This is a genomic window from Acinetobacter tjernbergiae DSM 14971 = CIP 107465, assembly GCF_000374425.1.
Classification (GTDB): Bacteria; Pseudomonadota; Gammaproteobacteria; order Pseudomonadales; family Moraxellaceae; genus Acinetobacter; species Acinetobacter tjernbergiae.
The window spans coordinates 44,666-57,563 of the sequence record NZ_KB894364.1 but is presented as its reverse complement, the minus strand read 5'-3'; the positions used below and the strand labels follow the sequence as shown (position 1 = coordinate 57,563).

The following is a 12,898-nucleotide window of genomic DNA, read 5'->3' as shown; positions in this document are numbered from 1 at the left end:
CTGGATGTATTAATCCTCATTATCTGAGTGATCAATATCTTCCAGCAAGTCCTGATAAATACCAAAAGTAAGTTGGTAATCCTCATCATGTTCCAGCTTCTGTTTGGACTTAGGCATCTGAATAATGTTATTTGTTGATTCAGATACAGTTTCAGTTGGTTGTTCAGGAAGTGGATTTTTCAGATGATCTGCTTTCCTCGCCAAACGTTCATGATTCTTTTCCCGTTGACGATTTTCCCTAATGCCTGTAACACGTTGTTTTTTGCTTGATGCTGTCTTTGGTTTTTGAGCATTGGCTTGAGCAATAATAGACTCTATATGCTCTTCAAGAGCAGCTTTAGATTTATTGGTTTCCAGCTCTTGAATTGCTTGGGTTTGCTTCTGTTCCTGTTGAACCTGCCAAACCTCCCAGAAACTACAACCCGTAAATTCTCTTGATCTTGGTGCAAGTACAGCTTCCCAATAGTGTAGGCTATCTTCCTGATAAAAAACATAAATTATCTCAGCATTACTTGGATCATAAGCGACTTGTAAAGTATCTGGTCTTGAGATTGATTTTTTACGGTGCATCCAGCCTTGTTGATGAATTTCCGCACAATAATAGAATACGCCAAAAATTTTGAGCCCAAGATCAGATAAGGTTGCTTTGGTTTTAGGAAGCAGTGCAACACGTAATGCCTTTTCGGAAACCTGTTTTAATCTGCCCACTCGGTGTTGTATACCCCAGTTCCAGAGATGAATCGGAACTAAAGATAAATCCGTTGGCATATCAATATCACGGTCATACTTTTTTAATTGGTGTGTCAGGTTGTAGGTGAGGACTGAACCGATAATAATCTGCTTAAAATCATGAATTGTTAAAGTAGCATCTAGACGATAGTCCGAACCACCTCGTTTTTTCTCCTTAAAGGGCTGTACCACACCTGAAGCAAAAGGCTTAAATTCTGCCTGAGCAGTTCTGAAATAACGCTCTACAATAGGTTTTAAATCCCCTCGATATGGTGCAGTATTTTCAATCCGAATTGAAAAACTATGTTCTAGTGCCTCAATCTGATGACCTAATAGTTCTCCACGATCTGCTAAAATCGCATCAGGCAATCCAATACAAGGCCATTCATCACTGGTAATTTCATAACCATATTGTTTGCATAACTCAACTTTATCGGTCACAGCGACTTGTAGAGCCTGCATTGCGGTTACATATGAAGCATTTTCAAAACCAATATAAAAACCGACTACCATTCTGCTAAATACATCAGCGATGAAGTAAATCGTTGGTCTTCCCACAATACAGGCACGATCAGAATCTGAAACAAGATAAATATCGGCAATCGTTGCATCAATCTCATAACGTGATCCTGGCCCTAAGACTTGGGTATTCACTGTCGAGTGAAGTGCCCGAATATCCTTGTTATATAGAATTGGATTACTACGGGCAGCAAGTTGGGCAACTTTAGGAAATTCACGTTCATAAAAATGTTTAAACTGCCATATTGATGGAATCTCAGTATCCTGAACATCAGAAAACAATGAACGATACATCGTATAGAACTTACGATAGGCATAACCTAAAGAATGTTTATCCTTGGTTAACATGTATTTATTGATGTTAATTCTAAATAATCGCTCAATATTTACATCAATAAGTGCCCCTATACCTGGCATAAATTTTCTAGGTCGTCCCAGCTTTTTATCTTTGGCAATTCGTTTACTACCTTTGGCACCAGAATTTTGATAGCTTGGAATAAGAGCATTAGGTATTTGACCTCGTTGCCAATACCTGCGGGCAAGCCTATAAATCGTCTGATGAGTAGATTTCTGCTGCTCCAATATACGTTTAACAAGATCAAAGCGAATAGATGGGTCAAAAAATTGATCATGTGTAATGAGCGGTCTGATTAATGCCATTCCAGCATCACGTTTTTGCTGCTGGATACTACCCTCAACAACTTTTAGCAATGCGATATCTGCAAAGGGGTCTTCAATCCATTCAGCTTCGTTTGCTTCTATAGATTTAGTTAACTCATTTTTTTCGATCAGAAAGGGGTTAGCACTCTGACTATCAATATCAATCCATACGATGTGATAAAGTGTCATTTTAAGGATACGAAAAGATGTATCGTGCAGCTTATAAACATCATTGATTCGAAACATGGCGAATTTCCTCCCACACTTCAATATCACCTAATGTAATTTCAGATAATTTGAGCTTTTTATAGTCTTTGGTTATATCAAAAATAAAATAACGTTGAGCAAGAAGCTCTCGAATTTCTGATAAAGATGAACCTAGTTCTAAATCATATGCCTGATCTACTTTTTTACTTAATTCGATTAATGTGAGATGAGGATATTGGGTAAATTTCTGGATATATTCATTGAGCTTTTCATAAACAGGGATAGTAGATTCCCTCATGGCAGGATAGAGCCATTTGATATTGTGAAGTACAGTGGCAGGAATATCTTTTTCTGTAAGAATGTACCAAGGTATCTTTGTACTTTCCCAATATCTTCGTTCCAGCTCAAGTTTTTCAATGGTTCTGATATCTTCCAAATCTGCTACGTATTTCGTTTGCAGAACAAAATTGGGTTGTTTGGAATCTTTACGGTCTATATAAAAATCCGAACTCATAATTTGTAAGGCATTACGAACTCTAGGGTGAGTAATTTGAGCCTGTTCTGCAATTTGGGTTGTGGCTTGAAGCGGTAAAGGAAACTGTTCTCGAATATCAATAACTGACGGATTCCAGTCTAAAAGTAGAAAGGTTGCAAGTTCTAAATCAGACAATAAATGATGTGTACGTTTGGTTGTATGTCCATATACACGATGTGAGCGACCTTTTGAGCCAAAATCACGCACAGTTACCCAAGGTTTATAGTTCTTTAGGTAGCCCTGACCACGACCTTCTTTAATCCAATTGTCTTGTTGTTTTTCAGTCGCCATAGCAAATCGCCTGCTACTCTCATTAATTTAAGAATAACAGGCGATTGTTATTTGAGCAATATGAGATGATACTTTATTACCTAAGATGAAACTATATTACTTAGGATGATACTTTATTATTCTCATACATAACCCTCCTTTCTTATTTTGTAATTACTCTACCGTTACACTCTTGGCAAGGTTACGTGGCTGATCGACATCTGTTCCACGTAATACCGCAACATGATACGACAGCAATTGCACAGGAATACTATAAACAATTGGTGCTAACCATTCATTGACTGATGGAATATGTACAACGTGTTGGCGGTCTTTACCATGAATTCCACTGTTTTCATCAGCAAAAACAAAGAGTTCACCACCACGAGCTTGAACTTCTTCCATATTCGATTTTAACTTGTCGAGCATTTCATCATTCGGCGCTAAGATCACGACAGGCATGTCATTATCAACGAGTGCAAGTGGGCCATGTTTAAGCTCACCAGCAGCATAACCTTCCGCATGAATATATGAAATCTCTTTCAGTTTCAATGCGCCTTCTAAGGCAATTGGGAAATGCGTACCACGACCTAAGAACAGGCAGTGGTTTTTCTCAACGAAAAGTGCGGATAAACGTAGAATTTCAGCATTGCCTTGTAACGTATTTAAAATGACTTTAGGGCAGTGCCATAATTCTTCAATAATTTCGGTGAGTTGAGTATCTGCAAGACGTTGTTTAACTTGACCAATTTTCAAGATTAATAGCATTAATGCCGCAAGTTGCGTGGTAAATGCTTTGGTCGAAGCGACTCCAATTTCTGGGCCTGCAAGCGTAAGCAAATGATGATCTGTTTCGCGTACCATTGATGAAGTGGCAACGTTACAAATGGTCATGGTGCTAATGTCGAGGTTCTGAGCTTTAGCTCGTTTCTGTGTTTCACGGAGGGCAGCTAAAGTATCAGCTGTTTCACCTGATTGTGAAATACAGATATAGAGCGTATTCGCGACAATCACTGGGTTGCGATAGCGAAATTCACTGGCAATTTCAACTTGGCAAGGCACGCCAATCAGTTGTTCGAACCAGTATTTTGCAATCATGCCAGCATGATAACTCGTACCACAGGCAATAATTTGAACGGTTTGAATTTTGGCAAAATCAGTAGTTGCGTATTGTAGGAAATCTTCACGTAGACTATTGCCATTTAGGGCTTGAGAAATCGTTTGTTGAATGGCTTCAGGTTGCTCATAAATCTCTTTGAGCATAAAATGTTTATATTCACCTTTAGAAACATTACTAACTGTTGCATCAAGTTCTTTGATCGGACGCTCTACACGTGCACCATTTACAAAAATTTCGATGCTATTGCGCGTCAAACGGGCAATATCACCTTCTTCTAAATAGACGAAGCGATTCGTGACAGGTAATAAAGCCAACTGATCTGAACTAATAAAATTCTCACCGATTCCAACACCAATCACTAATGGTGAGCCTTCGCGAACGGTGATCAGTTCATCAGGGTGTGCGGTATGCACAATACCAAGCGCAAATGCACCTTTTAGACGAGGAACAACAGTTTGGACTGCTTCAAGCAAACTATCAGTTTGTTTTAAAGCATCGTTGACAAGATGTGCAACCACTTCGGTGTCTGTCTGTGAAGTAAAGACATAGCCTAAAGCTTGTAATTCATCTTTGAGTTCTTGGTAGTTTTCAATAATACCGTTATGCACAACCGCAACATCACCTGAAACGTGAGGATGCGCATTATTTTCGGTTGGTTTACCATGGGTTGCCCAACGGGTATGTGCAATACCCACATGGCCCATCAAGTTTTGTTCTGATACAGCTTCAGCTAGATTTGCAACTTTACCTACGCGACGCTCACGCAAGATTTTTTGATCATTCAGTAATGCCAAACCCGCAGAATCGTAACCACGATATTCGAGACGTTTTAATCCTTCAATGAGGATATCGGTTACAGAACGTTCAGCAACACCACCAACAATACCACACATAATTGTATCCTCTTATTTTTTCAGCTTTTGGGGACGTTGATAATTTGCTTTTTCAAACTGTTTAGATCGTTCGACAGCTAAACTATGCTCAGCCACATTTCGAGTTAAGGTTGAGCCTGCGCCTGTTGTTGCACCTTGACCAATTTTGATCGGTGCAACCAATGAGTTATTGGTCCCGATAAACACATTATCTTCAATAATAGTGCGATGTTTGTTTGCACCATCATAATTACAGGTAATCGTGCCTGCCCCAATATTACAATTCGCACCAATATCTGCATCACCTAGATAAGTGAAGTGATTGGCTTTTGAACCCTGTCCCATATGGGTATTTTTAATTTCAACGAAGTTGCCAATATGCACATCATCCGCCAAGTTCGCACCTGGACGTAAGCGTGCAAAAGGACCGATTTGGGTATTTTCACCCACAATCGCATTCTCAAATACGCTATAAGCTTGAACTTTAGTGCCTGCGGCAATTCGCGTATTCTTTAAAATACAACCTGCACCCAGCTGAACGTTGTCACCGAGTTCACAGTCACCTTCAATGATGACATTGACATCAATTTGTACGTCTTGCCCACATTTAAGGCTGCCACGTAAATCAAAGCGATTTGGATCAATTAAGTGTACACCTTGTTCCATCAGCTCTTTGGCTTGCTGTTGCTGGAATTGGCGCTCCAAAGCAGCAAGTTGTAATCGGTTATTGACCCCTTCAACCTCAAATGCAAAATCTGGTTCAACCGAAGCAACTTCCAGACCATCCGCAATCGCCATAGCGACAATATCAGTCAGATAATATTCACTTTGCGCATTTTCATTTGAAAGTTTAGGCAACCACTCATGAAGTTTTGCGTTGCTAACACAATAAATGCCTGTATTAAATTCTTTAATTTGGCGTTGTGCCTCGTTTGCATCTTTATGTTCAACAATGGCTTGAATTTTGCCATTTTGACGTACAATACGACCATAGCCCGTTGCATCTTCTACGGTGAGCGTAACTAAGCCAATTCCTGTCTGAGTGGATGTATCTAATAATTTTTGTAGGGTATTTGCATGAATGCAGGGTACATCACCTGATAAAATCAGTGAAACACCTTCCTGTGGTAAAACAGGTAAGGTCATTTGTACCGCATGACCTGTGCCTAATTGTTCAGCTTGTTCAACCCATTCAATATGCTCTTCAGCAAAACTTTGTTTAACGAGTTCGCCACCATGTCCATAAATGGTAATAATATTTTGGGCATGGAGTTTTTTTGCCGTTTGAATCACATGTCCTAAAAGTGGACGACCAGCTAAAGGTTGGAGAACTTTGGGTAATTGAGAACGCATTCGCGTCCCTTTCCCTGCTGCAAGAATAATAACAGTTGTTGACATAACTAACTCTAATTCAATGGCTTAAGTCAAAATATAAAAATGAAGAATAAAAATACAGAGTGCTGCCCAAAGACCTGCGATGATGTCATCAAGCATGATCCCTAGACCGCCAGAAACTTTTTGGTCGGCCCAGCTAATTGGAAATGGCTTCCAGATGTCGAATATACGGAAAAAAATGAAACCGACAATGACCCATAACCAGTTTAATTGCTGTACATAGAGCAAGGGCAATAGCGTAATTGATTGTCCTGCGAATTCATCCCAAACGATGCGTCCATCATCATGTACATCAATGACTTTGGCAGTATGTCCGCAAATGTATATACCGATGACGGACATAATCGTGATTGCGAAAACGCTCAGATTAAAACCAAGATATAGCCAGAGTGGCGTAAATAGCAATGCAAAGGCTGATCCAAACGTTCCTGGTGCTTTAGGACTAAGACCAGAACCAAATCCAACACCGCAAAAAACGATGCAACGGTCAAACCAAGTCATTTGGCTGAAGTGAATGGGGGGCTTATGCAAAGTGTTGGTATCCATGAACATGTAATGGGGAAATTTCACCCATATACTCAAATAACAATCCAGTTTGTTGGGTAATTTTGCCGATTATTGTAAGCGGAACATCTAATTGTTGTCGCGACAGTTTTTCAAAATTTTGCGGTGATATTGTAAAGCATAGTTCGTAATCATCACCACCTGCAAGTGCATATTGCCAAGCTTGTCTTAAATCTAATTTTTTTAGTGATGCATCTATCGGAAGTTGGTCGAGGGATAATTTTGCACCCACATTTGAGGCTTTGAGAATATGCCCTAAATCTTGTGCAAGCCCATCTGAAACATCAATCATACTCGATGCTAGACCCTTGAGTTGTTGTCCTAACTGGCAACGTGGGGTTGGATAATCTAGACGCTGTTGTAAAGGATACCCTAAATGTTGTAATCCAAATGCGGCATCACCGACTTGTCCACTCACACAAATATGATCGCCTACTTGTGCACCTGCACGCGTGATGGCTTGACCTTGTTCAATCCAACCTAATGCAGTAACTGTTATGGTTAATTGAGTACTTTGAGTGGTATCGCCACCGATTAAAGCGACGCCAAATTGATCACAGCAAGCAAATAGTCCCTGACTAAATCCAGCTAACCAATCATGATCAACGGTAGGGAGACTGAGCGCGAGTAAAATACTATGTGGTTTTGCACCCATTGCAGCAAGGTCAGAAAGATTGACCGCTACACTTTTCCAGCCAATGGCATGGGCAGAGGTATCTAAAGGAAAATGACGACCAGCAACTAAGGTATCTGTGCAGATGACCAACTGCTGTGTTAGAGGAGGGGTGACGATGGCGGAGTCATCACCAATGCCTAAACTTACATCTGTATTGGATGTGCGTTTAAAGTAGCGATCAATAATTGAGAACTCAGCCATCGTACATCAAGCCTATTATTTTGCTTGTTGTTTTTCAGCTTCACGAAGCTTTGATGATAGACGATCTAATACACCATTGATGTATTTATGACTGTCTGCACCACCAAAGTGTTTTGCTAGCTCAATTGCTTCATCAAGTACAACACGGTATGGAACTTCGAGATGATCTCGTAATTCATAAGCACCAAGTCGTAAGGTTGCAAGTTCTACACCGTCAAGTGCAGTTAACTCACGATCAAGTACAGGGATGAGTAACTCATCTAAAGCTTCATGTTGAGCAACCACTTGAGTGAGCAATTCATGGTAATAGTTAAGGTCAACTTTGTGCATTGCATTTTCTACACGCGTGCGTGCTTCAATTTCATGTACAGGGTTACGACTCATTTGCCATTCATAAATACCTTGTACAGCAAAACGACGTGCTTTGCGTTTCGCTGCATAAGCGGCCTGAAGTGTTTGCGACATGCTTTAAATTGCCTTTAATAAGTTAACCATTTCGATTGCAGTCAATGCAGCTTCGCTACCTTTGTTGCCTGCTTTCGTACCTGAACGTTCGATTGCTTGTTCAATGCTGTCAGTTGTTAAGACACCATTGATGACAGGCATAGTGCTGTCAAGTGCAACCACACCTAAGCCTTTGGCACATTCACCTGCAACAAAGTCAAAATGTGGTGTGCTACCACGAATCACTGCACCTAAGGCAATGATGGCATCAAACTGATTTGAAGCCGCTAATTTTTTTGCAACGATAGGAAGTTCCCATGCACCCGGTGCATGAATAACAGTAATCGCTTCTTCTGAAACGCCATGACGTTTTAAAGTATCGATCGCACCTTCAAGTAAATGTTCAACCACGAAACTGTTGAAACGTCCTACTAAGATCGCATAACGACCTTCGCTTGCGAGATGTAATAAACCTTCAATTCGGCGAATTGCCATAGCAACCTCGATTATTTTGCTGTGATTTGATCGGCAGTGATGTATTCCACTACCTCTAAATGGAAACCTGACAAAGCATTGAAACGAAGTGGAGAACTCAATAACTTCATTTTTTCAACACCTAGATCACGTAAAATCTGTGCGCCGACACCAATCGTTTGGTACTGATGCGACAATGCTGCATTTGATTTGAGTGGTTTCGGTTGATTTAACTGATCTAAGGCATGCCCTAAATCTTCTAAATGATCCTGACCGATCCAAACTAAAACACCACGTTCACTTGCAGCAATCGTTTTCATTGCTAGGTCTAAATTCCACGCAGGTGAACCGTCGGCTTTATTTAGTTTTAATAAGTCGCGAACAGGATTAAAACCATGCACACGAACAGTGGTGATGCCTTGTTTTGGCTCGCCTTTCACTAAAGCTAAATGGATATCTGGATTACCAATTTCACGGTATTTATACAGTTCAAATGTACCGTATTCTGTATCAATGCTTTCTTGAGATAAACGCTCAACGGTTTGCTCATTGGTCATACGATAGTGAATCAGATCCGCAATCGTACCAATTTTCAGACCATGTTTTTCTGCAAAAACTTCTAAGTCTGGACGGCGTGCCATGGTACCGTCTTCATTAATAATTTCACAAATCACTGAAGCAGGTTCAAGACCCGCTAAACGTGTGAGATCACAACCTGCTTCGGTATGACCTGCACGATGGAGTACACCACCTGGTTGAGCCATCAATGGGAAAATATGCCCAGGTTGTACAATGTCACTTGGTTTTGCATGTGCCGCCACAGCCGTACGAATCGTATGCGCACGCTCAGCTGCGGAAATACCCGTACTGATCCCTTCTGCTGCCTCAATCGAGAGCGTGAAGTTAGTGGCATGTTGTGCGCCGTTTTGATCAACCATCAAGGGTAGGTTGAGCTGTTTACAACGCTCACGACTCAGTGTTAGGCAAACCAAACCACGTGCATGTGTAATCATGAAGTTAATATCTTCAGGGCGAACATGCGTTGCAGCGATGACTAAGTCACCTTCATTTTCACGATCTTCATCATCCATTAGGATGACCATTTTGCCTGCACGAATATCTGCGACAAGCTCTTCAACACGACTCAGCGGCATTCGCTTTCACCTTTTATGCTGCCTTTTAGGGCACTAGTATTCGATAAATCTGGTGTAGTTTACCGTATTTTAATAAATTTCGCCTGTGCTTCTTTATCAATTAAAAAAGTGAACAGAGCAAATAATAAAGCAACGCTTTGTCCTGAGGGGCATTTATAGCCTTGTAAGGGAGCGTTGCATTTTAAATTAGAGCCAATCTAGCCGATTAGCCTAGGATTCAGTCGAAGCTTTTACTTTTTTGCCCATTAGAATTTCAGTGCGAAGATCCTGAGCTAAAGTTGCACACTGCTCATTCATACCATTAATCATAAAGGCATGACGAGTCATAATGTTGCTTGGATTTGGCATGATGACCAACTCATAACTGTTTTGAACCGTTTTCAACTGCTCATGATTAAGATGCAATGCTGCTTCTTTGGCATGTAAATGCTGTGTTAAGCGTTTAGCCGCTTCAATTGCATCTAACTGCATAGCATCTACAGCACTGGCAACCGCACCACGTGTTTGTAGCGCAAAGCGTTTATCTTCACGATAACGTTTATAGAGGACATCCGCTAATAATTGGAAAACAGCACCAACCATCATCAGACATTCTAAGGCATGGGCGTGTTCTGAGGTCGTTGATAAGGTTGCACCCTCAGCATTGAACTCTTGGACTACGCGAATTTGTGCGACATCGAGCTGATAATGTTTAGCGCAGAGATCAATGCTTTTATCTAAGAATAATTGGCAGAGTTTAAAATAAGGCACAGAAACCGACTGATTGACACTGCTCAAGAGTTGTTTTGGATCGTAAAACTGGATGTTGAGTGCTACGGTTTGATGATCGAGTTGAGCTTGATCTGTTGAACTTTTTTCAATTCGTGATTTTGGTTGTGCTTTTGCTTGTTGTTGCGCTTGTGCAACCAAGGTCACGGTATTTTGTTTTTCGAGTGCAAGTGCCTGAGTTAAACGTTGAATTTCATGCTTGAGATGATTTTCTTGGTTAATACGGGCTAAATATTCACTGCGTGTTGGTCGAGCAATGGCACGGTATGCTAACCAAATCAACCCATGAATAAATAAAGATGCCAAAATCGCCAGCCATTGCGTGCGTAAGATTTCACCAATACTTGGTTGGATGAGCGTGATTTCAACCGTTCCAACTTTCTTCTCATTTTGTAACGCATCACGGACAAAGACTTCACCTTGACGCGTCTTTGCCATACCACTGGTCGCAAGGACTTGTTTATTGGCATCTAAAATACGAATTGAAGCAATACTCGGATTGGTTGCATAGCGATTGGCAACCAATGCCAATGAGACAGTATTGGCGGGTTCCAACTCTGAAAGACTATCCGCCACTAACTGACTAGTCATCAGTTGTCCTTGGCTGGCGCGATTTTCATTGAGTTGATGTGTCGTTGCAATCACCAATAAAAAGGTATGCAATGCAAAACTTACGATCAGTAGGCTAGCAAATAGCCCTTGGCGAGGCGCATTCAAGTTAAACTTCCAAGGCAAATAGATTTAGGTTGGGTTATGTTATGATTCTTACATACAATAGTTGTCGCTCAAACACGAGTCAATTCATGCGTGAAATCATTCTTATATCCTTTTTAGGACCAGATCAACCGAATCAGTTTACTCGATTAATGCAGGTACTTTCCGTGCATTCTTTGCAAATACTCGATGTGGGTCAGGCGGTTATCCATAATCAACTTACTTTGGGAATTGTTGTTGCTTCGGATAATGAGACTGCAACGGCATTGGCAATGAAAGAGATTTTGATTTTAGCACATGATATTGGCTTAACTGTGCGATTTAAACCAATCTCTAACGCAGAATATGATCAATGGGTGAGTGAAGGTGGGCGAACTCGCTATATCGTAACGGCACTTGCACCAGAACTCACTGCTGAACATTTGCAAGCGGTCACAAAAATTGTGTCTAGCCAAGGCTTTAATATTGAAACAGTCACTCGTTTATCGGGACGTTTAGACCTGGATGCAGAAAGCCAATTTCCACGTCGTGCCTGTGTGCAGTTTGGCCTCAGCGGACAGATGTTGGATGCACAAGCGATGCGTGCAGCATGTTTAAGCCTATCTGGTGAGTTAAATATTGATGTCGCTGTGCAAGAAGACAATGCATATCGCCGTAATCGTCGTTTAGTTTGCTTTGATATGGACTCCACCTTGATTGAGCAAGAAGTGATTGATGAACTGGCATTAGAAGCAGGCGTTGGCGCTCAAGTTGCTGAAATTACTGAGCGTGCCATGCTGGGTGAACTTGATTTTCAACAAAGTTTCCGTGCCCGTGTTTCTTTATTAAAAGGTTTGGATGCTTCTGTATTACCGAAAATTGCCGAACGCTTGACCGTGACTGAAGGGGCGGAGCGTTTAATTTCAACGCTTAAAGCGTTGGGATATAAAACTGCAATTTTATCAGGCGGTTTCCAATATTTTGCAGAGTATTTACAAGCAAAATTGGGGATTGATGAAGTCCATGCCAATATTTTAGATGTTCAAGATGGCTTGGTGACAGGTGAAGTCAAAGGCGCAATCGTGGATGGCGCACGTAAAGCCGAATTATTGCGTCAATTAGCAGATAAAATGGGAATTTCACTAGAGCAGGCGATGGCTGTTGGTGACGGTGCCAATGATCTACCAATGCTATCAATCGCAGGTCTAGGCGTGGCGTTTCGCGCTAAACCACTCGTTCGTCAAAATGCCAATCAAGCGATTTCGAGTGTAGGTTTAGATGGTGTTTTGTACTTATTGGGTATGCATGATAAAGATTTAAATCGTGCTTAACACATCAGTTCTTATACGTAAATGAAGCCGCTTTCGAAGCGGTTTTATTTATTTTGCAAGCGTCATTAATTCGTCATATTTATGTCTAAATGTATAGAAAAACAACGATAAAAAAATTCTGAAAAAAGTTTCTGAATGATTAAAAAGAGGTATATTTTTTTGTAATGACACGCCGCAATTGATGCTATATAGCACTTTGAGACTTTTGTAATTTAAAAAAATGTAATGACAAAAGCATATTGCGACACCTTGTGTCGTATGGTTAATTTCAGACTCTTTTTTTCTA

At 40.8% G+C, this 12,898-nt stretch carries 11 protein-coding genes; 1 reads left to right on the top strand and 10 read right to left on the bottom strand.

Going from position 1 to position 12,898, the window contains the following annotated elements:
- Positions 1-9 precede the first annotated feature (9 nt).
- The 10 genes from C502_RS0110230 to C502_RS0110185 form a co-directional block, all read right to left on the bottom strand.
- Complete coding sequence (locus tag C502_RS0110230) at positions 10-2,154, bottom strand: Mu transposase C-terminal domain-containing protein (protein ID WP_018678731.1); 2,145 nt, start codon at positions 2,152-2,154, stop codon at positions 10-12.
- Positions 2,138-2,941: a heteromeric transposase endonuclease subunit TnsA gene (locus C502_RS0110225; protein WP_018678730.1), complete on the bottom strand. Its 804-nt coding sequence runs from the start codon at positions 2,939-2,941 to the stop codon at positions 2,138-2,140. The genes C502_RS0110230 and C502_RS0110225 overlap by 17 nt, the downstream gene beginning before the upstream one ends.
- A gap of 153 nt (positions 2,942-3,094) precedes the next feature.
- Positions 3,095-4,933, bottom strand: a complete 1,839-nt coding sequence (glmS, locus tag C502_RS0110220) for a glutamine--fructose-6-phosphate transaminase (isomerizing) (protein ID WP_018678729.1) — start codon at positions 4,931-4,933, stop codon at positions 3,095-3,097.
- 12 nt (positions 4,934-4,945) lie between these two features.
- Entirely contained in the window at positions 4,946-6,310 is a 1,365-nt protein-coding gene (gene glmU, locus C502_RS0110215; protein WP_018678728.1) for a bifunctional UDP-N-acetylglucosamine diphosphorylase/glucosamine-1-phosphate N-acetyltransferase GlmU, read from the bottom strand.
- Between the two features lie 21 nt (positions 6,311-6,331).
- Positions 6,332-6,853 carry a phosphatidylglycerophosphatase A family protein gene (locus C502_RS0110210; protein WP_018678727.1) on the bottom strand — a complete coding sequence of 174 codons (522 nt, stop codon included), beginning with the start codon at positions 6,851-6,853 and terminating at the stop codon, positions 6,332-6,334.
- On the bottom strand, positions 6,831-7,748 hold the full coding sequence (gene thiL / locus C502_RS0110205; RefSeq protein ID WP_018678726.1) for a thiamine-phosphate kinase: 918 nt from the start codon (positions 7,746-7,748) through the stop codon (positions 6,831-6,833). Before thiL ends, C502_RS0110210 begins: the two co-directional genes overlap by 23 nt.
- A 15-nt stretch (positions 7,749-7,763) precedes the next feature.
- Positions 7,764-8,213 carry a transcription antitermination factor NusB gene (gene nusB, locus C502_RS0110200; RefSeq protein WP_018678725.1) on the bottom strand — a complete coding sequence of 150 codons (450 nt, stop codon included), beginning with the start codon at positions 8,211-8,213 and terminating at the stop codon, positions 7,764-7,766.
- Between the two features lie 3 nt (positions 8,214-8,216).
- Positions 8,217-8,687: a 6,7-dimethyl-8-ribityllumazine synthase gene (gene ribH / locus C502_RS0110195; protein ID WP_018678724.1), complete on the bottom strand. Its 471-nt coding sequence runs from the start codon at positions 8,685-8,687 to the stop codon at positions 8,217-8,219.
- 11 nt (positions 8,688-8,698) lie between these two features.
- Positions 8,699-9,820 carry a bifunctional 3,4-dihydroxy-2-butanone-4-phosphate synthase/GTP cyclohydrolase II gene (ribBA, locus tag C502_RS0110190; RefSeq protein WP_018678723.1) on the bottom strand — a complete coding sequence of 374 codons (1,122 nt, stop codon included), beginning with the start codon at positions 9,818-9,820 and terminating at the stop codon, positions 8,699-8,701.
- Positions 9,821-10,030: 210 nt separating this feature from the next.
- On the bottom strand, positions 10,031-11,323 hold the full coding sequence (locus C502_RS0110185; RefSeq protein ID WP_162147122.1) for a DUF4175 domain-containing protein: 1,293 nt from the start codon (positions 11,321-11,323) through the stop codon (positions 10,031-10,033).
- Positions 11,324-11,391: 68 nt separating this feature from the next.
- On the opposite strand from C502_RS0110185, the gene serB reads away from it, so the two are divergent.
- The gene (gene serB, locus C502_RS0110180) at positions 11,392-12,612 is read left to right on the top strand and encodes a phosphoserine phosphatase SerB (protein WP_023274634.1); all 1,221 of its coding nucleotides are present in this window, start codon (positions 11,392-11,394) and stop codon (positions 12,610-12,612) included.
- Positions 12,613-12,898 lie beyond the last annotated feature (286 nt).